This is a genomic window from Acidobacteriota bacterium (genome assembly GCA_003696075.1).
Lineage (GTDB): Bacteria > Acidobacteriota > Polarisedimenticolia > J045 > J045 > J045.
In genome coordinates, this window is sequence record RFHH01000096.1 from 1 (window position 1) to 19,058 (window position 19,058).

At 72.6% G+C, this 19,058-nt stretch carries 21 protein-coding genes; 10 read left to right on the forward strand and 11 right to left on the reverse strand.

Annotated elements, in window-relative coordinates:
- Window positions 1-1,103 (forward strand): hypothetical protein (locus D6718_06215; protein RMG46018.1); only part of this gene is annotated, 1,103 nt, incomplete at its 5' end.
- 20 nt (window positions 1,104-1,123) lie between these two features.
- Here D6718_06215 and D6718_06220 read toward each other — a convergent pair.
- The 10 genes from D6718_06220 to D6718_06265 all read right to left on the reverse strand — a co-directional run bounded on the left by D6718_06220 (window position 1,124) and on the right by D6718_06265 (window position 10,151).
- A complete protein-coding gene (locus D6718_06220) occupies window positions 1,124-1,549 on the reverse strand; it encodes an SUF system Fe-S cluster assembly protein (GenBank protein RMG46019.1) in 426 nt (141 codons plus the stop codon).
- Window positions 1,546-1,995, reverse strand: coding sequence for an SUF system NifU family Fe-S cluster assembly protein (locus D6718_06225; protein ID RMG46020.1), 450 nt, complete (start codon window positions 1,993-1,995; stop codon window positions 1,546-1,548). The genes D6718_06220 and D6718_06225 overlap by 4 nt, the downstream gene beginning before the upstream one ends.
- On the reverse strand, window positions 1,995-3,254 hold the full coding sequence (locus D6718_06230) for a cysteine desulfurase (GenBank protein RMG46021.1): 1,260 nt from the start codon (window positions 3,252-3,254) through the stop codon (window positions 1,995-1,997). Before D6718_06230 ends, D6718_06225 begins: the two co-directional genes overlap by 1 nt.
- Window positions 3,251-4,552 (reverse strand): Fe-S cluster assembly protein SufD, encoded by a 1,302-nt coding sequence (sufD, locus tag D6718_06235; protein RMG46022.1) that lies wholly within the window; start codon window positions 4,550-4,552, stop codon window positions 3,251-3,253. The genes D6718_06230 and sufD overlap by 4 nt, the downstream gene beginning before the upstream one ends.
- An 8-nt stretch (window positions 4,553-4,560) precedes the next feature.
- Window positions 4,561-5,328 carry a Fe-S cluster assembly ATPase SufC gene (sufC, locus tag D6718_06240; GenBank protein RMG46037.1) on the reverse strand — a complete coding sequence of 256 codons (768 nt, stop codon included), beginning with the start codon at window positions 5,326-5,328 and terminating at the stop codon, window positions 4,561-4,563.
- 56 nt (window positions 5,329-5,384) lie between these two features.
- Window positions 5,385-6,833 (reverse strand): Fe-S cluster assembly protein SufB, encoded by a 1,449-nt coding sequence (gene sufB / locus D6718_06245; protein RMG46023.1) that lies wholly within the window; start codon window positions 6,831-6,833, stop codon window positions 5,385-5,387.
- A 23-nt stretch (window positions 6,834-6,856) separates the two neighbouring features.
- The gene (locus D6718_06250; protein ID RMG46024.1) at window positions 6,857-7,366 is read right to left on the reverse strand and encodes an Rrf2 family transcriptional regulator; all 510 of its coding nucleotides are present in this window, start codon (window positions 7,364-7,366) and stop codon (window positions 6,857-6,859) included.
- Window positions 7,367-7,897: 531 nt separating this feature from the next.
- The gene (locus D6718_06255) at window positions 7,898-8,416 is read right to left on the reverse strand and encodes a hypothetical protein (GenBank protein ID RMG46025.1); all 519 of its coding nucleotides are present in this window, start codon (window positions 8,414-8,416) and stop codon (window positions 7,898-7,900) included.
- Window positions 8,413-9,483, reverse strand: coding sequence for a hypothetical protein (locus tag D6718_06260; protein ID RMG46026.1), 1,071 nt, complete (start codon window positions 9,481-9,483; stop codon window positions 8,413-8,415). Before D6718_06260 ends, D6718_06255 begins: the two co-directional genes overlap by 4 nt.
- Entirely contained in the window at window positions 9,480-10,151 is a 672-nt protein-coding gene (locus D6718_06265; protein RMG46027.1) for a hypothetical protein, read from the reverse strand. Before D6718_06265 ends, D6718_06260 begins: the two co-directional genes overlap by 4 nt.
- 212 nt (window positions 10,152-10,363) lie before the next feature.
- On the opposite strand from D6718_06265, the gene trxA reads away from it, so the two are divergent.
- The 5 genes from trxA to D6718_06290 are packed head-to-tail and all read left to right on the forward strand — an operon-like array spanning window position 10,364 to window position 14,352.
- A complete protein-coding gene (gene trxA / locus D6718_06270) occupies window positions 10,364-10,693 on the forward strand; it encodes a thioredoxin (protein ID RMG46028.1) in 330 nt (109 codons plus the stop codon).
- A 13-nt stretch (window positions 10,694-10,706) separates the two neighbouring features.
- A complete protein-coding gene (locus tag D6718_06275; protein RMG46029.1) occupies window positions 10,707-11,516 on the forward strand; it encodes a hypothetical protein in 810 nt (269 codons plus the stop codon).
- Window positions 11,429-11,977 carry a hypothetical protein gene (locus D6718_06280; protein ID RMG46038.1) on the forward strand — a complete coding sequence of 183 codons (549 nt, stop codon included), beginning with the start codon at window positions 11,429-11,431 and terminating at the stop codon, window positions 11,975-11,977. Before D6718_06275 ends, D6718_06280 begins: the two co-directional genes overlap by 88 nt.
- 12 nt (window positions 11,978-11,989) lie before the next feature.
- Window positions 11,990-13,297 carry a GTPase HflX gene (gene hflX, locus D6718_06285; GenBank protein RMG46030.1) on the forward strand — a complete coding sequence of 436 codons (1,308 nt, stop codon included), beginning with the start codon at window positions 11,990-11,992 and terminating at the stop codon, window positions 13,295-13,297.
- Window positions 13,294-14,352, forward strand: coding sequence for a D-alanine--D-alanine ligase (locus D6718_06290; protein ID RMG46031.1), 1,059 nt, complete (start codon window positions 13,294-13,296; stop codon window positions 14,350-14,352). The genes hflX and D6718_06290 overlap by 4 nt, the downstream gene beginning before the upstream one ends.
- A 19-nt stretch (window positions 14,353-14,371) precedes the next feature.
- Here D6718_06290 and D6718_06295 read toward each other — a convergent pair whose 3' ends face one another.
- The gene (locus D6718_06295; GenBank protein RMG46032.1) at window positions 14,372-15,652 is read right to left on the reverse strand and encodes a sigma-54-dependent Fis family transcriptional regulator; all 1,281 of its coding nucleotides are present in this window, start codon (window positions 15,650-15,652) and stop codon (window positions 14,372-14,374) included.
- 89 nt (window positions 15,653-15,741) lie between these two features.
- Between D6718_06295 and D6718_06300 the strand changes: the two genes are divergently transcribed.
- The 4 genes from D6718_06300 to D6718_06315 form a co-directional block, all read left to right on the forward strand.
- Window positions 15,742-16,341: a hypothetical protein gene (locus tag D6718_06300; protein ID RMG46033.1), complete on the forward strand. Its 600-nt coding sequence runs from the start codon at window positions 15,742-15,744 to the stop codon at window positions 16,339-16,341.
- The gene (locus tag D6718_06305; protein RMG46034.1) at window positions 16,301-17,107 is read left to right on the forward strand and encodes a rhomboid family intramembrane serine protease; all 807 of its coding nucleotides are present in this window, start codon (window positions 16,301-16,303) and stop codon (window positions 17,105-17,107) included. Before D6718_06300 ends, D6718_06305 begins: the two co-directional genes overlap by 41 nt.
- A 78-nt stretch (window positions 17,108-17,185) precedes the next feature.
- Window positions 17,186-18,322 (forward strand): RNA polymerase sigma factor RpoD/SigA, encoded by a 1,137-nt coding sequence (locus tag D6718_06310; protein ID RMG46035.1) that lies wholly within the window; start codon window positions 17,186-17,188, stop codon window positions 18,320-18,322.
- 102 nt (window positions 18,323-18,424) lie between these two features.
- Window positions 18,425-19,058 (forward strand): hypothetical protein (locus D6718_06315; GenBank protein ID RMG46036.1); only part of this gene is annotated, 634 nt, incomplete at its 3' end.

Consider the following 19,058-nt stretch of genomic DNA (forward strand, 5'->3'; position numbering starts at 1 on the left):
CCCCCGACCCCTTCGCCGCTCCCCCGGCAGGGCGTCGCCGCGCCGCAGCCGGCCCCGCGGCCTTCGCGATTCTCCTGGCCGGCCTCGGAGCCTTGTGGGTCTGGTCTCAAAACGGCCGGCCGCCCGCGAAGCCGGAGATGCCGGCTCGGACGTCCCCGTCGCGGCCCGCCGGCGCGGGAGCCGTCCCCGCCCGGTCCGCCGAGCGCCATGGCTCTTCCTCGTCCGTGCACACCGCTCCAGGCCCTTGTCCCGGCCTCGCGGACGAGATCGAGGAGGCGATCGGCGGCGGCGAACGGGACCGCCTCGACTCCGCGCTGCGGAAGGCGCTGACCTGCAAGATCCAGCGTGAGGACTACGCGGCGTACCGGAGGGCCGAGCGCGGCCTTCAGGACTTTCCCGAGGAGCGATGGGCCCAGCGGATCCGGACCCGGCTCGTCTCGCTGCGCCGGCCGCCGTCGGGGACGCCTGCGCCTCCGGTGCCCCACCTCGCGCGGCCGGTGACCGTCGACGGCATCGTGAGGCCGGGCGAGTGGGACGGGGCCGCGGCCCTGCCGGTCCCCGAAACCGCCACGCGCGTGTTCCTCGGCGACGACGGGGAGAGGCTGCTCGTGGCGGCGGACGTTCCGGAGGAGATCACCCCCGGCGGCTTCGACAGTCTCCGGCTCGTGCTCCATCCCGGACTCTCGTCGTGGCAGAGCGAGGAGTATCTGTTCGTCTACAAGGACGGAACGGCGAGCACCGGCTGCCGCATCTCGGCGGTGCGCTGGCCGGGCGAGCCGCCCCCGGGGGGGTTCGCCGGTCCCGACCGGTGGAAGAACTTCCGGCTCAACGAGTGCGGTCTCTACGGGCCCCCGGAGGCGGCGAGCCGGCTGGAAGGGCACCGGGCGTACGAACTCGCGATCCCGTGGCGGGACATCGGCGTCGAAGCCGGGGCGGCCTTCGCGCTCGCCCTCGAGATCGAGACCGATCCCGTAACCGACCTCGATCCCTCCACCGGGAAGCGCCGTTTCCGGCAGCGCCGCTACGTCGGGCGTCTCGGGATGGACGGCTCGCCGCTCTGGTTCACGCGGGGCGCCGGTGCGGGGCTGAGGGCGGCGCGCTGAAGCGGCGGCCCCGGTGCCTCTCAGAAGAAGCCGAGCTCGAGGCGCGCTTCTTCCGACATCCGGTCCGGGGTCCAGGGTGGATCCCAGACGACATCGACGCGGGCGGAGCGCACGCCTTCGATCGCGCCGATCTTCATCTCGACCTCGAGCGGTAGCGACTGCGCCACCGGGCAGGCCGGAGAGGTCAGCGTCATCCGGACCGTGACGTGCCCGTCGTCGATGTCGATTCCGTAGACGAGCCCCATGTCGTAGATGTTGACCGGGATCTCCGGATCGTGGATCGACTTGAGCGCCTCGACGATCCGCGTCTTCAGATCGTCCGCCGAGCCGCCGCCGGCCGGCGCATCGGGCGGGGTGCCGCCCTGCCGCTCCGCGGGGGCCGGGCTGTCCGCTGCGGAAGGCCGGTCGGCGCTCTCTTCGCCCGCCGGTCGCTTTTCGAGGCTCATTCGGTGCTCGCCACGCGCTCGCCTGCGAGCGCGGCTTTGAGGGTGTGCCACGGGAGCGTGGCGCACTTGACGCGGATGGGGAACTTCCTCACGCCGGCCAGAGCGGCGAGCTTGCCCAGCTCCTCCGGCGGCTCCGCCGCCTCCTCCGGGCCGGTGAGCATGTCGTGGAAGAGCCGGAACAGGCGGTCCACCTCGCTCACCGGCTTGCCCTTGACCGCTTCGGTCATCAGCGAAGTGGATGCGGTGGAGATGGCGCAGCCGGAGCCTTCGAATCGCGCGTCGGTGACGACGTCGCCCTCGATCTTGAGGTACAAGGTGAGCCGGTCGCCGCACAGGGGGTTGTACCCCTCCGCCCGGGCACTCGGCTCCTCGAGCCGCCCGCGGTTGCGCGGGCGCTTCCCGTGATCCAGGACCATCTCCTGGTACAGCTCGTCCAGCTCGCCCATCACCGGAAGATCTCCACGGCGGCGCGCACCGCTTCCGCGAGGCGCTCGATTTCCTCCTCGGTATTGTAGAGGGCGAACGACGCCCGGACGGTCGCGGGGACGCCGAGGCGTTCCATGAGCGGCTGCGCGCAGTGATGGCCGGCCCGCACCGCCACCCCGCGGCTGTCGAGCACCGTGCCCACGTCGTGGGGATGCACGCCATCGACCACGAAGGACACGACGGCCGCCTTCTCCGGCGCGTCGCCCAGAACCCGCACCTCCGGAATCTCCCGCAGGGAAGCGGTCGCCCGACGCAGCAGCTCGCCCTCCCACGCCGCGATCCGGTCCATCCCGAGCGCCTCGAGGTACTCGATCGCCGCGCCGAGTCCGACGGCTCCGGCGATGTTCGGCGTCCCGGCCTCGAAGCGGTGCGGGATGCCGGCGAACTCGGAGTCCTCCAGCGACACGCGCCGGATCATCTCACCGCCGCCCTGGTAGGGCGGCATCTCCTCGAGCCGCTGGGCGCGGCCGTAGAGGACGCCGATTCCGCTGGGGCCGTACACCTTGTGCCCCGAGAAGGCGAAGAAGTCGCACCCCAACTCGCCCACGTCGACCCGGCGGTGCGGGACCGCCTGCGCGCCGTCCACCAGCACGGGAACGCCGCGCTCGTGCGCGAGAGAGACGATCTCCCGGACGGGGTTGACCGTGCCGAGGGCGTTGGAGGTGTCGGCCACCGACACGAACCGCGTGCGCGGCCCGATGAGCCGGTCGAAGTCCTCCAGCCGGACGGTTCCCGCCTCCGTGACCGGCACCGCGACGAGGCGCGCACCGCGCTCGCGGCAGACGAGCTGCCACGGGACGATGTTCGAGTGGTGCTCGAGCTCGGTGATCAGCACCTCGTCGCCCGGGCCGAGCCGGGGGCGCACGAACGACCACGCGACGAGGTTGATCGCCTCGGTGGTCCCGCGGACGAACACGATTTCGCGCGGATCCCCGGCCCCGATGAACCGTGCCGTCCGCCGGCGTGCCTCCTCGTACCGTTCCGTCGCCCGCTGACTCAGCGTGTGGACGCCCCGGTGGATGTTGGCGTAGTCGCGCTCGTAGAAACGCGCGACCGCCTCGATGACCTGCCGCGGGCGCTGGGCGCTGGCCGCGTTGTCGAGGTAGACGAGCGGATGCCCGTTGATCTGCTGGTGCAGGACGGGGAAATCGCTCCGGACGGCCTCGACGTCGTAAGTCCGGCCGCCGGTGCGGGTCCGCGTGCCGCCCCCGGCGCTCACCGCTCCACCTCCTCCACCCGCCGGTCCAGCTCGGCGGACAGCCGGTCGCGAAGCGGGCCCGATTCCACGCGGTCGAGCACCTCCGCGGCGAAGGCCCGGATCAGCATGCGGCGGGCTTCCCGCTGCGGCAGGCCCCGGCTTCTCATGTAGAAGAGCGCATCCTCGTCGAGACGGCCGATCGTCGCCCCGTGGGTGCAGCGGACGTCGTCCGCGTGGATCTCGAGCTGCGGGCGGGTGTTCACCTTCGCATCGCGCGTCAGGAGCAGGTTTCCGTTGTGCTGGACCGCGTCGGTCTTCTGCGCACCCGGCCGGACGATGATGCGCCCCTTGAACACGCCTCCCGCCGCATCCGCGAGGATTCCCTTGAACAGCTCGTGGCTGGTGCCGTGGGGAGCGGCGTGGTCGATCGTCGTGTGAGCGTCGAGGTGCTGCGTACCTCGCCCGACGTACAGCCCGTCGAGGCGGCAGTTCGCGCCCTCGCCCTCCATGCGGACTCCGACGTCCGCCCGGGAGAGCGCCGCACCGAACGCCGCGTGGAGGATCTCGATCCCGCTCCCGCGCCCCTGGACGCCCTGGAGCACCGCCGTGTGGAAGGCGGCCGCGCCCTCGAGCTGGAGGACCCGCAGCCGCACGACCGCACCGTCGCCCGCCACCAGCTCGGTCACCGGACAGGACCAGTACCCCGGGCCGGAGCGTCCGGTGTGGATCTCGATCACGCTGACCTGCGCCCCCTCGCCGGCCACGATCAGCGTCCTCGGGAAGCGCACGGTGGGACCTTCCGCGCCGCCGGCGGCGTGGACGATCAGAAGCGGTTCGGTCGCCACGGCGCCGGGCGGCACGACCACCACCGCCGCGTCCTCGAACAGGGCGGTGTTCAGGGCGGCGAGGGGATGCGCGCCGGGCGCCACGCGGGCGAGGTGCGGCTCGACCGCCTCCGGTTTCTCCGCGAGTGCGCGCCCGAGCCCGCCGACGAACAGGCCGGGAGGCGGTGCCGCGCATGGAGCGGCATCGGCGCGCCCGTCGACGAAGACGAGATGGGGCCGGCCGAGCTCGGGACACGGCTCGGCGGGCGGCTCCGCTCCGGGCGGGGGGGCGCCGAACGGTGTCTCGGCGAGCGCCCGGAGGCTCGTCTCCCGCCATTCTTCGTCCTCCGGCCCCGGAAGCCCGGCCCGCGCCGCCTGCCGCGCCTCCTGCCGCCGGCGTCGGAGCCACAGAGGCTCGCCGGCCCCCGGCCGCCGGTCGAGCGATTCGAGCCGGCGCCGGATGGGGTCGGGAGCGGGAAGGTGAGTGGCGCGCATGGCGGACCTCACCGGTTCGCGGCGAGGCGGTCGGCGTTCTCGTCGATCCACCGGTAGCCCTTCCGCTCGAGCTCCAGGGCGAGTTCCCGGCCGCCGGAGCGGATGATCCGGCCCTTGTGGAGCACATGGACGCGGTCGGGGACGATGTGCTCCAGCAACCGCTGGTAGTGGGTCACGACGATGATCGACCGCTCCGGCGACCGCATGGCGTTGACGCCGTCGGCCACGGCCTTCAGGGCATCGATGTCGAGCCCCGAATCGGTCTCGTCCAGGATCGCCAGGGTCGGCTCCAGCACGGCCATCTGGAAGATCTCGTTGCGTTTCTTCTCGCCGCCGGAGAAGCCGTGGTTGACCGGCCGCTTCAGCAGCTCCTCGTCGAGGTGCAGCACGGAGAGCTTCGCCCGGACGAGCTTGCGGAACTCCACGGCATCCAGCTCGGGCTGGCCCCGGTACTTCCGGATGGCGTTGTAGGCCGCTTTCAGGAAATAGAGGTTGCCGACTCCGGGAATCTCGACCGGGTACTGGAACGCGAGGAAGATCCCCTCGCCGGCCCGCTCTTCCGGAGAGAGCTCGAGGAGGTTGTGGCCCTTGTAGGTCACCGTCCCCCGGGTCACCTCGAAGGAGTCCCTGCCGGCCAGGACCTGGGCGAAGGTGGACTTGCCGGATCCGTTGGGGCCCATGATGGCGTGGACCTCACCGGCGGCGACCTCCAGGTCGAGACCCCGGAGGATCTCCTGGCCGTCGATGCCGGCGTGAAGGTCCTTGACGACGAGCAGCGGTTCCACCGTGTTCCTTCCTTATCCCCGGCGCCGGGCGCCGGAACCGCGTCGGCTCAGCCGACGCTCCCTTCGAGGCTCACGCTGAGCAGCTTCTGCGCCTCCACGGCGAACTCCATCGGCAGCTCGCGGAAGACCTCCTTGCAGAAGCCGTTGACGATCAACGATACGGCGTCCTCCGGCGACAGCCCGCGCTGCTGGCAGTAGAAGATCTGGTCCTCGCCGATCTTCGACGTGCTCGCTTCGTGCTCGACCGTCGCCGTCGGGTTGGCGACGTCGATGTAGGGGAAGGTGTGTGCCCCGCACTTGTCGCCGATGAGCATCGAGTCGCACTGCGAGTAGTTGCGGGCGTTGTCCGCTCCCTTGTTGATGCGGACCAGTCCGCGGTAGGTGTTCTGGCCGTGCCCGGCCGAGATGCCCTTCGAGACGATCGTGCTGCGGGTGTTCTTCCCGATGTGAATCATCTTGGTGCCGGTGTCGGCCTGCTGGCGGCCGCGCGTGACGGCGACCGAGTAGAACTCGCCGACCGACTCGTCGCCGAGCAGGATGCAGCTCGGATATTTCCAGGTGATCGCCGAGCCGGTCTCCACCTGTGTCCAGGAGATCTTCGAGCGCCGCCCGGCGCACTTGCCGCGCTTGGTGACGAAGTTGTAGATCCCGCCCCGCCCCTCGGCGTCGCCCGGGTACCAGTTCTGCACCGTGGAGTACTTGATGTGGGCGCCCTCCAGGGCCACCAGCTCGACCACGGCGGCGTGGAGTTGGTTCTCGTCACGCATCGGGGCGGTGCAGCCTTCGAGGTAGCTCACGTAGCTCCCCTCGTCGGCGACGATCAGCGTCCGCTCGAACTGCCCCGTCTTCGCCGCGTTGATGCGGAAGTAGGTCGACAGCTCCATCGGGCAGCGCACGCCGGGCGGGATGTAGCAGAACGAGCCGTCGCTGAAGACGGCCGAATTGAGCGCCGCGAAGAAGTTGTCGTTCGGCGGTACGACCGTGCCGAGCCACCGGCGGACGAGGTCGGGGTGCTCGCGGACGGCCTCGGAGAAGGAGCAGAACACGATCCCCAGCTCGGCGAGCTTCTCCCGGAACGTCGTCGCCACCGACACGCTGTCGAAGACCGCGTCGACGGCGACGCCGGCCAGTACCGCGCGCTCGGCGAGCGGAATCCCGAGCTTCTCGTACGTCTCGAGCAGCTCCGGGTCGACCTCGTCGAGGCTCTTGGGACCGTCCTTTCGGCTCTTGGGCGCGGCGTAGTAGCTGATCGCCTGGTAATCGATCGGCGGATAGTTCACGAACGCCCAGTGCGGCTCCGCCATCTTCTGCCAGGCGCGGAACGCCTTGAGCCGCCATTCGAGCAGCCAGTCCGGCTCCCGCTTCTTCGCCGAGATGGCCCGGATGACCGACTCGTCGAGGCCGGGGGGGAGCGTCTCCTGCTCGATATCGGTGACGAAGCCGTACTTGTATTCGGCCTGCGCCAGTTGTTCCGCCGACGGTCGTTTCCGGCTCATGCCTTCCGCCTCCCGGTCGAGGTTCAGTTCCGCCCCGCTGCCGGCGGCGGCCCGCCGCAGCCGGCCCGGGGCAGGGGACGCGCCGACACCGCCGCCGCCACGGCGTCGACGTGCTCGGTGACCTGAGCTTCGGGATGGACGAGGTCGGCGAGCGTGATCTTCGAAAGGTAGTCCTGAACGAGCTGTCCCAGGGTCATCCAGACGGGGCGGATGCCGCAGCCGCCGGTGTGCACGCAGGCGTCGGTCTCCTCGTCGCCATGGCAGCGTTCGAGTTCGAACATCGGGCGGCCGAGGCCCGCGAGCGCCTGGGCGAGCGAGATCCGTTCCGGCGCATCGGCGAGAACGTAACCGCCCTCCTTGCCGCGGAAGCTGCGCACGAGCCCGGCCTCGCGCAGCCGCGCCAGGATCTTCGCCGCCGTTTCGTCGGTGAGCCCCTCCGACTCGGCGATCTGGCCGATGGTCAGCTTGGTTCCCGTCCGCGCCAAGAGGCTCAGGCAGCGGAGGGCGTTGTCCTCGAGCACGCTGATGCGCATCCTCGCCTCCGGAGCCGAGGTTACTCAATCTGGAATGGAATGGCAAGTATAAATAAGAGCGAGTTAGCCGGACGGACTCGCGGCGGGGCTCAGTACCCGCGACCGCCGGCCGGCTCCGCCCAGAGGAGGGGCCTGCTCGAAGGTGCGGAACTCCGCGCGAGTCATCGAGCGGGAGGTGCACCCTCGATGGTGCGAAATCCTGTGCAACTCGTTGCCGGACAAAGAGTTGGCCCGGTTTTTCCGGCACCGAGCCGTCCTGGACCGCAACCTCTCGGCGATCAGCGGTTTGGATGCGAAAACGCACCATTGGGGATGCACCTCCCATCGAGGGCGCACCTCCCGTCGAATCCGTGGTGCTGCCTGGCGGTAACCACCCTCCGGCGATCCCGTTCGGCGGACTCCTCCGGGGGCCGGGCGCGACCGCACGCAGAGGTCCGGAAGGTCGCGGAGGATCGCCGGGGCGGGACGAGGCCCGCGAAGTGCGGGGCCGCCGCGGCCTCCGCCGGGCTCGCCCCGGGCGGCGGCCGCGCGTCAGCCCCCCTGGGGCTCGGGGCCGAGGTCGCCGAGGTCCTCGCCGAACAGCACCGGGCCCCCGGCGAGCAGGTGGAACCGGTGGGGTGCGTCCGACGGGAGGAGCGGGAGCGCCACCAGCTCCTCCGGAACCGGGTCAGAAATTTCGGCCCCGAGCAGCGGCAGCAGGCGCGCCGCCGCCTCCGGCGCGAAGCGCGCTCCCACCGGCGGCGGATCGGGAACGCCGGGCTGCCTCTCGCGATTCGCGGCGCGGCTCGCGAGGCGCGCCAGGCGGAGCGGGCGCGGCGTCGCGAAGGCCGGCAGGAGAAGACCGCCCGCGTTCCAGAAAGGAAGCATCCGGACGGGGGACGCGGGGGCGCCGGACGGGACCTGGAACGCCTCCACCGGCGAGGGCTCGGCGCCGTCGACCCGGTAGGCGCCGCGGCAGCCGCGGCAGAACGCGACGGCGTCCTCCGCGCGTCCGACGAGATCGGCGCCGCAGCGGGGGCAGGCGAGGGGGACGAACCGGGGTGGCCTCATGGCGCGTCCTCGTCGTCGGCGTGCCGGGCGAGGTGGCGAAGGATCGCCACCGTCGCCCCCCCGGCGGCCAGGGCCAGCAGCGCGAGGCGGGCGGTCCACGCGGCGCCGGCACCGTGCGGCACCCAGTCGGGCGGGAGCAGGGCGAGGCGGGCCAGCAGCCCGGTGATCCAGCCGCCTCCGGCCGCCGCCCCGGACAGAAGCCTCAGGGCGATCGGCCCGGCGGGCGAGCGGGGACGCCGGATCGAGATCACGCGACCGGTGACCGCGTCGACCGCCGCCGAGCCGCGCAGGCCATCCGCGAGCCCGAACCGTATGAGGTGGACCGGGGAGTAGACGAGGCGCACGTCCCGTCCCAGCGCGACCAGCTCCAACCGTTCCGTGCGCTCGAGCCCGCGGTCGACACTCTCCCGGTAGCGCTCCACCAGCAGGTCGGCGACGGCGACCGCCTCGTCCCGGCCGACGATCGGGTCGAGAACCGTCGCGCCGCGCCGCACCGACGGGTGGAACGGTTCGGGTCGCGGCAGGCGCTCCGGCGGGAGGGCGGCGGCGAAACCCTCGCAGAGCTGCCGCTGGGGGCCGAGCGTGGGGATGCCGTACTCGTCCAGCGGGCAGGCCGCGCACAGCGCGACGTGCCGCTTCTGCAACTCCCGCTCGACGTGTTCGGACCCCCGCAGCTCGTCCCTCCAGTGGTAGACGGCGTGCCCGTTTTCGAGGAGTCGGCGTTCGAGCTTGCGTTCGACGCGCCGCCGCTCGCCGGCGAGGCGTCCGGCGAGGAAGGTCGTGACGCGCCAGACGGGGACGTAGACGAGTTCGCACGCGTGCAGGGAGGCGGCCGACGCCTCTCCCTGCTCTTCGAGGCGGGCCCGCAGAGCGCGGAGAGCGAAGGAAGCGTCGACGGCCGGCGCGAAGACGATGCGCGGCGTCCCCGTCGGGTCGTCGATCTTCCCGAGGATCCCGCACGACCCGCAGCGCGCGAGTCCGGCCGGGCCGGCGCCGGGCACCGGCACGCCGCCGCACCGCGGGCAGGAGACGGCCCGCACCACCACCGGTGCCGCCGTCCCGGTCACCGCTTCCTCCCCGCCTTCCAGGCGAAGCCGGCGGCGACGGCGGTGGCGGCCAAGAGCCCGGGACCGGCCGGCAGCAGCAGCCCCGCTGCGGCCCCGGCGGCGAGGGCGGGGCCCCACCACCGCGCGAGGGAGCGGCGCCGGGTCTCGGGTCGCGGCACGAGATCGTCCGGCAGCAGCAGCTCGCCGTCGATCCCGTCGCACCAGGCGGCGAAACGCTCCTCCCCGCGGAGCAGGACGAGGCGATGGAACGGGTAGTAGACGACGGGGCGGTCGGCCGGGACGCCCCGGCTCGGGGCGACCCGCCGGCCTCCCGCCTCCGGCTCCGGACCCGCTTCGATCAGGTCCGCGCCCGAAGCGTGCCAGGCGCGCTCCAGCAGCGGTGGCAGGACGGCGAGCGGCACGAGCGGTCGCCGCGGATCGTCGCCTCGCGCGAACGGATACCAGATCAGAGCGCTTTCGTACGGCTGCCACGCCCGCCGGGCGCCGTCGCCGAGGGCCGCCAGCAGGCGCCGCCAGGCGTCCCGTTCGCTCACGCGCAGCCTCGCCTCGAGGGGGGCATGTGCCCCGCTCGCGTCCACCGCCAGGAGCGCGCCGCAGAACTCGCAGCGGGCCAGCGGGTCGGGCTGGCGGCTGTGGAACGGGGCCCCGCAGCAGGCGCACGCGCGCATCGGACAAAGCTCCCGGGCGGTCCGGGCCCGCCCTGCGCGGGAGAACGTCGCGTCCGCACTCCTCCGGCGTCAACCGGAGCGCGTTCGGGCTCTCCCGCACGCGGGGCGTGGGACGCCACCGCGGTGTATCATCGCCGCGGGATGCCGGAACCGGCCGCGGATGGCGGCTCCGGAAATCCCGGACCCCGCTTGATTAAGGAGAGAGTCAGCCGATGGCCAAGCTAGCCTCGCTGAGCGACGACAACTTCGACACCGAAGTGCTCGCCTCGGATCAGCCCGTCCTGGTCGATTTCTCGGCGGAGTGGTGCGGCCCCTGCCGCCAGCTCGCGCCGGTGGTCGAGAGTCTCGCCGAGGAGTACGCGGGCAAGGTCCGCTTCTATGCGGTCGACGTGGATCAGGCGCGGGCGACGGCGATGCGTTTCGGGATCGCGTCGGTGCCCACCCTGATGGTCTTCAAAGGGGGGCAGGTCGTCGCGCAGCTGGTCGGCGCTCGACCGCGGGCCGAACTCGCGAAAACGCTCGATCAGGTGATCGCGTCTTGAGGTCTTCCTTCCCGTGACGTCCGTCGCTGCGCTCGGACTCCGGCTCGCTCCGCTCGCCGGCCTGTTGACCGACCTCGAGAACTGGGCGGGTGGCGTCTCGGCGCGGCTGGCGGACGCGGTGGGGCACGTCTCCGATCCCCTGGCGCTCGGGATCTTCTTCGCCGCAGGCGTGCTCGCGTCGCTCACGCCGTGCGTCTATCCGATGATCCCGATCGTCGTCGCGTACATGAGCGGCGCGGAGTCGGCGGCGCTGGCGACCGGCGGAGCCCCCTCCGGACGCCGGGCCCGGGTCCTCGTCCGGTCCCTGGCGTACGTTTCCGGTATGGCGCTGGTCTACACCGGGCTCGGACTGTTCGCGCTCCTCGCCCGGCGTCCCTTCGGCTCGGTCACGCAGACGTTCTGGGGCTACGCGTTCGTCGCCCTGGTGCTGTTCGTGTTCGCCCTGTCGCTGCTCGGGCTGTTCGAAATCCGCGTGCCGAGCTTCGTCCTCGACCGGATCGGGAGCGGACCGCGCCAGGGACTGATCGGCGCCGTGGCGATGGGCGCCAGCTCGGCGGTGGTCGCCGCCCCCTGCGCGGCGCCGATCGTGGTGCCGCTGGCGGCGATCGTCGCCCAGCAGGGGAGGATCGTCTTCGGAACGCTGGCGATGCTCTCCTTCAGCCTGGGCCTGGGACTGCTCCTCCTGCTCATCGGGGTCAGCTCGGGCCTGGCGGCGACGATGCCGAAGCCCGGCGGCTGGATGGTCACGCTCAAGAAGGCCATGGGCGTCGTGATGCTCGGGCTCGCGGCGTGGTTTCTCTATCAGGGGTGGTGGCGGTTGTGAGGCGTCTGGTGGCGTGCGCCGTCCTGGCGGCGGGAGTGGTGGCCGCGCCGGCCGCCGCGCCCGACGCGGTGCCCGACGTTCCGCTGGTGGATCTGGGCGGCCGCCCCATCGATCTGCGGCAGGCCAGGGCGACCGAGCTGATCTTCGTCGCCGCGTGGTGCGAGCCGTGCGGACGGGCGCTGACGGCCGCACGCCGCCGCGCGGGGGCGCTGCGGCGCCAGGGGTATCGCACCGTCGTGGTGGGGGTGGGCACGCGCGAGTCGGCCGACGCGTTCGCCCGCTGGGCCAGGGGCTACGGGTTCGGCGATGCCCTGGTTTTCGATCGCGACGGCCGCATCGAGGCCGCGTTCGGTGCCGAGTACCTTCCGTGGCACGTGGTGATCGCCGGCGGGCGGGTGGTGCACCGCGGCGACCGCGCGCCCGGCCTGGAAGAGCTTCGGCGCTGGCTGGCCGGGGGCTGACGGGAGGACGCGTTGAGGCAGCGCCGGGAGCCGCAAGCGCTCGACTCGACGGCGGAGGGGCGCGGGACCGCCTACCTCGTCGGCGCGGCGCGCGAGGGCGTTCCTCCGGGTCTCGTCGCCTCCCACCTCGACGAACTCTCCGCTCTGGCCGACACCGCCGGATTCGAGGAAGCGGGGCGCGCGATCGTCCACCTCCGCCAGGTTCACGCCGCGACCTTCATCGGCCGCGGGCAGGCCGGGGACGTCGGGGCGATGGCCCACGGGCTGGGGGCCAGCGTGATCGTGGTGGACGAAGAGCTCACCCCGGCTCAGGTGAGGAACCTCGAGGCGGCGACCGGCCTTCCGGTGGTCGACCGCGCGGGCCTGATCATCGAGATCTTCGCTCAGCGCGCGCGCAGCCGGGAGGCGCGGACCCAGGTGGAGCTGGCCCGACTCGAGTACCTGCTGCCGCGGCTCGCCGGCCGATGGACCCACCTCTCCCGGCAGGTCGGCGGCGGCCCCGGCGGAACGAAGGGAGAGGGCGAAAAGCAGATCGAGCTGGACCGCCGGATCATCCGGCGGCGCATCGACCGGCTCCGCCGCGAGCTGCGGCGGATCGAGTCGGCCCGGCGGGTGCGGCGGAGCGGCCGGCGCGGGCTCCCGCGGGCGGCGCTGGTCGGGTACACCAACGTCGGCAAGTCGTCCCTCTTCAACGCGATCGTCCATGCGGGGGTGCACGTCGAGGACCGGTTGTTCGCCACGCTCGACCCGACCGTCCGGTGCGTCGAGACCGATCCGCGCGGGCTGTTCCTCCTCAAGGACACCGTCGGCTTCATCCGCAAGCTCCCGCACCACCTGGTGGCGTCGTTCCGGAGCACTTTCGAGGAGTCGGCCGACTCGGATCTTCTCGTGCTGGTCGCGGACGCGAGCCATCCCGCCGTCGAAGCGCAGGTGGCGACGGTGGAGAGCGTCCTGGACTCTTCGGGCCTCGCCGACCGGCCGCGCCTGCTCGTCCTCAACAAGATCGACGCGGCCTCGGCCGACCGGGTGCACGACCTGAGCGACCGCTGGCCCGGGGCGCTGCTCGCGTCGGCGCGCACCGGTGCGGGTGTGGACCAGCTCGTCGCGGCCCTGGGCGACCGGTTGCTCGGGGAGACGCGGGTCGTCGAGCTCGCGATCCCGGAGAACCGGCCCGATCTCCTCGCGGCGGCGCACCGCGCCGGGCGCGTGGAGCGGTGCGAGCAGGTGGACGGTGAGCTGCGGATCCGGCTCCGTGCCCGCGAACGGCCGATCTCGGCGTTCGAGGGGCGCCTCGCGGCGGCCTCGGGCGGATCGCGATGAGCCGGCCCGTCGTGGCCCTGGTCTTCGGCGGCCGGAGTCCGGAGCACGACGTCTCGCTCGTCTCGGCACGCGGCATCCGCGACCGGCTCGACCACCGCCGGTGGGAACTGGTCCTCGTCGGGGTCACCCGGGACGGGCGGCCGGTCACCGGCGGAGAGGAACTGCTCGGGGGCGGCATGGATCGCGGCGAGGGGACGCCGGTGCGGTGGCCCTCATGGGAGGGTGATTCGCGCTTGCGGGAGGAAGAGACCGGCCGTCCCTGCTCCCCGCCCATCGACGTCGTCTTCCCGATCATCCACGGAGCCGGCGGCGAGGACGGGAGCCTCCAGGGGCTGCTCCAGATGGCTCGCTTGCCCTATGTGGGCGCGGGCGTGCTCGGCTCGGCCCTCGCGATGGACAAGGACCGCGCGCGCCGCATGATCGCCTCGGCCGGAGTTCCGGTGATCGAGGACCGCGTGTTCACCGGACCCGCCGCGCGGGACTCGGGTGCGGTGCGCTCGGCGGTGGAGCCCTTGGGACTGCCGCTGTTCGTCAAGCCGGCGCGGGCGGGATCGAGCGTGGGCATCTCGCTCGTCGAGGACTGGACCGAACTGCCCCGGGCGCTCGAGGCCGCGTCCGCCGTCGATTCGAAGGTGATCGTCGAGCGCGCGGTGGTGCGGGCCCGCGAGATCGAGGTCGCGGTTCTGGGCGGCGATCCGCCGGAGATCTCGGTGCCCGGCGAGGTCGTCCCGCACGGTGCGTTCTACGACTACCGCGCGAAGTACGAGGATCCCGAGTCGAAGCTCTTGATTCCCGCGCCGCTCGAGCCGGACCTCACCGACCGGATCCGGGACGCCGCCCGCCGCGCGTTCACGGCGCTGGAGCTGGACGATCTCGCCCGGGTGGACTTCCTCCTCTCCCGGGACGGCAGCACCCTCGTGCTGAACGAGGTGAACACCCTCCCCGGCTTCACGCCGATCTCGATGTACCCGAAGCTGTGGGAGGCGAGCGGAATTCCCTACGGAGCGCTGCTCGACCGGCTGATCGAGCGGGCGCTCGCGCGCGGCCCGCGCTGAGGCACCTGCCGCGCGGCCGTCAGCGCAGGCCGAGCGCTCGCATCCGGCGGTAGAGCTTCTGCCGGGTCCAGCCGAGCCGCCGGGCCGCTCCCGCCTTGACCCCGGCCGATCGCTCGAGCGCCTGTTCGATCATCGCCCGCTCGAGGTTGACCGCCGGCGGTTCCGGCGGCTCCTCCGCCAGCACGAGCGCTTCCTCGTCGATGCGCGGTCCCCGGGCGAAGACGGCGGCCCTCCGCAGGATGTTGTCCAGCTCGCGCACGTTGCCGCGCAGGGGAAGGCGCGAGAGCGCGGAGAGGGCGGCGGGGGAGAGGTGCCGCCCGGGGCCGAGGCCGTCGGCCGCGGCACGCGCGAGCAGCGCCGCCGCCAGGTAGGGGAGGTCTTCGCGCCGCGCCGCCAGCGGCGGCAGGCGGACCACCAGGCCGGCGAGGCGGTAGTAGAGGTCCGCCCGGAACGCTCCCTCGGCGGCGAGCCGGGGCAGGTCGCGGTGCGTGGCGGCGACGAACCGGACGTCGACGCGGACGGTACGGTCGCCTCCCAGCGGCCGCAGCTCCCTTTCCTGGATCAGCCGCAGCAGCTTCGCCTGGAGGGCCGGCGGAAGCTCGCCGACCTCGTCCAGCAGGAGCGTGCCGCCGGACGCCTGCAGGACGCGTCCCGGGCGGTCCCGCACGGCGCCGGTGTACGCGCCGCGCCGGCTGCCGAACAGTTCGGCCTCGAGGAGCGTTTCCGGCAGGGCGGCGCAGCTCTCGGCGACGAACGGCCCGTGTCGCCCGGAGGCTTCGTGCAGGGCGCGCGCCACCACTTCCTTGCCGGTGCCGGTCTCCCCGAGGATCAGCACGGGAAGCGGGGAGCGCGCCGCCCGGGCGAGACCGGTGAGCTGGCGGCGCAATCCGGGAGAGGCGGCGACGACGGGGATCCAGGGGTCGGCACCGGCCAGGGAGGGGAGGACCTCCTCGGAGAGCGCCGCCGCCAGTGCATCGACCGCCGCGCGCGCCGTCTCTCCGCCGAGCGGGCCCGCCGGCTCCAAGACGACGCGCGCCGGAAAGGGACGGTCCGTCCCGCCGGCGAACCAGCAGCGGCCGCCGACTCCGGCCCGCTCGACCGTTCCGCAGGCCAGCGCGGCCGCCGCCCGCCGGCCGACGGCCTCGGGAACCTCGATCGGGCCCCGCGGCCCCACGAACGAGGCGCCATCCACGCTGACACCCCAGCGGGTTCCGGGAGGCAGCCGGAGCCTCCCGGCGATCCGCCCGAGGGCCGGGGCGAGTGCGTCGGGCGTGCTCGTCGCGTTCGACCCTGCCATCATGGCGGTGCAGCCCCGTGCGCCGGATGCGTGGCGCGACCGGCGCCAGCGTAGTCCGGCCGGCACGCGGAGCTTCGAGGAGGTGCGGACCGATGTCCCGGATCGGCAACACGGTGGCACAGCGGGCCGGTGCCGCGGCATGCCTCGCCGTCATCCTGGCGGCGGCCCCGGCGGCGGCCGCGGATCTCGTCGTCCTCCGCGACGGCTCCGAGATCGAGGGACACGTGGTGCTCGTCGACGAGACCCGGGCGGTGATCCGCCTTCCCGAGGGGCGGGAGCGCGTCGTCGCGCGAAAGGAGTTGGCGCGGATCGAGTTCGGCGAGGAGCCGGAGATCCCGCTTCCCCGGGTGCGGGTGCGGGTGCTCGATGCCGACGACGAGGTCCATCTGTACCTGGACGACGAGGAGATCGCGCCTCCCGCGCAGCTCCTCGGGGAGTGGGTGGATCTCGGTCCGAGGTTGCGGGAGGGGGCCAACCACATCACCGCAGAAGTCCGGAACGAAACCTCGGTCTGGGCCTATCGCTGGGTGATCGACGTCGGCGGGCGTCGCTACACCTTCGCCTGCGGCCTCGCCCGGAAGAGCGGGTGCCGCGAGGAAGGGCACACCGGACGGGAAGTGGGAACGATGCCGGCGGGATCGGCGTGGCTGTATGTCGACCGCGAGAGCGGGACGGTGGAGGTGGAGCGATGAAAGCGCCGGGCGGCGGCTCCGCCTGTGGGATAATCACCCCATGAGCTTCCATCGCGGCCCGTACGCGGGCGGGGTCGGGTTGGCCTTCCCGCCCGTCACCCCGATGGTGCGCCGCATCCTGTGGACGCTCGGTGGCGGGTTCGCCGCCCAGGTGCTCCTCACGCGCGCCGGCTTCACGTTCCCGGTCGATCTGTTCGCCTTGCACCCCCGGACCGCCGTCCCCTTCGTGTGGCAATTCGTGACCTACGCCCTCCTGCACGGGGGGCTGTGGCACCTCCTGATGAACATGCTCGGCGTCTGGATGTTCGGCGGCGACGTCGAGCGGGTCCTCGGCTCGAACGGTCTGCTCCGGTACGTCCTGGTCTGCGTGACGGGGGGAGGCGTCGCGCACGTGCTGTTCGGGTTTCTCACGGGAGGCGCCGGGACCGTGATGGGGGCCAGCGCCGGCGTTCTCGGCCTCGTCCTCGCCTTCGCCTTGATGTTCCCCGAAAGGCAGATGTTCCTCTTCCCGATCCCGGTGCCGATCCGCGCCCGCACGGTGGCGATCCTGTTCGGCGTCATCGACCTGTACGGCGCCATCGACGCGAACCCGCTCGACCCGGTGGCTCACCTGGCCCACCTCGGCGGTATGGCGGCCGGATACCTGTACCTCAAGGGCTTCATCCGTCCGGGCGGGTGGTTCGCCCGCCTCCGACGCGGCCGGGGGGCGCGGCGGCCGTTTCGGGTCATCGAGGGGGAGAGGCGCTCGTCGGGGTGGCCCGGCTAACCCGTTGAACACCCGGGACCTGGCAGCCGGTGCCCGCCCGAAACCGGCGCGGGGCGCGGATTTTCCCGGACGGGGGAGTTGACGAAAGGGCCGCTCATCCTTCATATTGGACCGCACCTGCCATCCGGTCGGGCCGGTGTGGGGACGGGCCGCGCCCGCGGGACCGGCCGGCCGGGGTCGCGGCGGGTGTCGCGCCGCGCGGGGAAGGCGGTGCGATTGGGTGGTTCCCTCCGGGAGCCGGGGCGGGAGATCTTGGCCAGTCGGGGACGCAAGAAGAAGTCGTCCGCAGACTCGACGGTCGCGGGCGCCGCGCCGGCCGCGGCGTCGGCCCCGGCGGCGGTCCCCCAGACCACGCCCAACAGCGACAAGACGATCCTCAGCCGCTACTTCAGCGAGATCCGCGAATACCCCCTTCTCACGAAAGAGCAGGAGCAACAGCTCGCGCGCCGCGTCCAGCAGGGAGATCCCGAGGCGTTCGAGCGGCTCGTCGCCTCCAACCTCTCGTTCGTCGTCAAGGTCGCCAGCGAGTACCGGAACCTGGGCCTCCCGCTGGAAGACCTTCTTAACGAGGGGAACCTCGGCCTGATCGAAGCTGCGCGGCGGTACGATCCGTCGAAGGGGACGAAGTTCATCACCTACGCCATCTGGTGGATCCGCAAGTCGATCCTCAAGGCGCTGGCCGACCAGGTCAACCTGGTGCGCGTTCCCAGCTACCAGATGAAGAAGGTGAAGGAGGTCCGCGAGACCGAGCGGGCGCTCCGCAAGGAACTCGGGCGGACGCCGAAGCGTCACGAGATCGGCGAGCGCCTCGACGTCTCCGTGAAGAAGGTCGACCAGGTCCTCCAGGTGAACACCAAGGAGCTGTCGATCGACGACACGGTCAGCCGCGAGAGCACCACGCCGGTGAGCGACTACCTGGTCGACGAGGATGCCGACTCGCCGGAGACGAGTCTTCTGCGCCGGGAGGGGATGACGCTGGTGGGGAAGGCGCTGCGCTACCTGTCCGAGCAGGAGCGCATCGTCATCATGCACCGCTTCGGCCTCGACGGCTGCCCGATCATGACGCTCAAGGAGATCGGCGAGAAGATGGGCGTGAGCCGCGAGCGCGTCCGGCAGATCGAAACGCAGGCCAAGCTGCGCCTGCGGCGGATGTTCTCGCGGCCGCGCGGCTTCAAGGCCGCCGTGCGCCGCGCCCTGAAGCGCCGCGGCCGCTGATCCTCCGTCCCGCGCCCTTTCCACCCCGTTTCCACGTGTCATAATCCGAACGCCGGCCGCCCGCCGGCGCGAGCGGCGGCCGGGCGCCGCGGACCGGGATGGATGACTGACGAACTCCGAACCGCACCGCTCCGCCGGCTCGCCCGCGCGTTCCTTCTCGCCGAGGATGCCGGCGACGCGCTGCGCGGGTGGCTCTCCGTCGTCACGCCGCCCGCCGACGTCGTCCTTCTCGCGGGAGAGGAGGGAGGAGAACCGCTGGCCGCGTTCCGCCGCGACGGCGAAGCGTGGTCGGCGCTCTCGCTGCCGCCCGTCCCGCTCGGCCCGCCCCCGGACGAGGCCGGCCCGTTCGACCTGGATCGAGTCGCCCCCGCGGCGTGGGCCGATCTGCTGCGCTCCTTGGGAATGAAGACGGCGCTCGCCGTGCCCCTCGAAGCGGAGCCGGGCCGAGTGCTCCTGCTGGCGAGGGCGGCAGGGCGGTTCGGCGGGCGGGAGCGCCGGCGGATCGCCGACCGTGCGGCCTGGCTCGGCCCGGCGCTCGGGATGCTGGCCCGCCGCGAGCGCCACGCGGACGCCACGTGGCGCGCGTCGCGCGAGCTCGCCTCCCTCGTCGAGCTGAACGCCGCGCTGGCGAGGGCGGCGGGTCTCGCCGACGCCGCGCGCGCCGCGGCGACGGCGCTGATCGAGCTGCTCGCACCCCCGGCGGGGGCGGTGCGCCTGGCGCTCGAGCGGGGAGGGC

Bases quoted from the DNA above. Each gene is read 5' to 3' on its own strand.
- D6718_06250 (RMG46024.1), bottom strand. From the start codon at position 7,366: ATGCGCATCAGCGTGCTCGAGGACAACGCCCTCCGCTGCCTGAGCCTC.
- D6718_06265 (RMG46027.1), bottom strand. From the start codon at position 10,151: ATGCGCGCGTGCGCCTGCTGCGGGGCCCCGTTCCACAGCCGCCAGCCC.
- trxA (RMG46028.1), top strand. From the start codon at position 10,364: ATGGCCAAGCTAGCCTCGCTGAGCGACGACAACTTCGACACCGAAGTG.
- D6718_06220 (RMG46019.1), bottom strand. From the start codon at position 1,549: ATGAGCCTCGAAAAGCGACCGGCGGGCGAAGAGAGCGCCGACCGGCCT.
- sufD (RMG46022.1), bottom strand. From the start codon at position 4,552: ATGCGCGCCACTCACCTTCCCGCTCCCGACCCCATCCGGCGCCGGCTC.
- D6718_06295 (RMG46032.1), bottom strand. From the start codon at position 15,652: ATGATGGCAGGGTCGAACGCGACGAGCACGCCCGACGCACTCGCCCCG.
- D6718_06225 (RMG46020.1), bottom strand. From the start codon at position 1,995: ATGGGCGAGCTGGACGAGCTGTACCAGGAGATGGTCCTGGATCACGGG.
- D6718_06255 (RMG46025.1), bottom strand. From the start codon at position 8,416: ATGAGGCCACCCCGGTTCGTCCCCCTCGCCTGCCCCCGCTGCGGCGCC.
- sufB (RMG46023.1), bottom strand. From the start codon at position 6,833: ATGAGCCGGAAACGACCGTCGGCGGAACAACTGGCGCAGGCCGAATAC.
- D6718_06290 (RMG46031.1), top strand. From the start codon at position 13,294: ATGAGCCGGCCCGTCGTGGCCCTGGTCTTCGGCGGCCGGAGTCCGGAG.
- D6718_06305 (RMG46034.1), top strand. From the start codon at position 16,301: ATGTCGACCGCGAGAGCGGGACGGTGGAGGTGGAGCGATGAAAGCGCC.
- D6718_06300 (RMG46033.1), top strand. From the start codon at position 15,742: ATGTCCCGGATCGGCAACACGGTGGCACAGCGGGCCGGTGCCGCGGCA.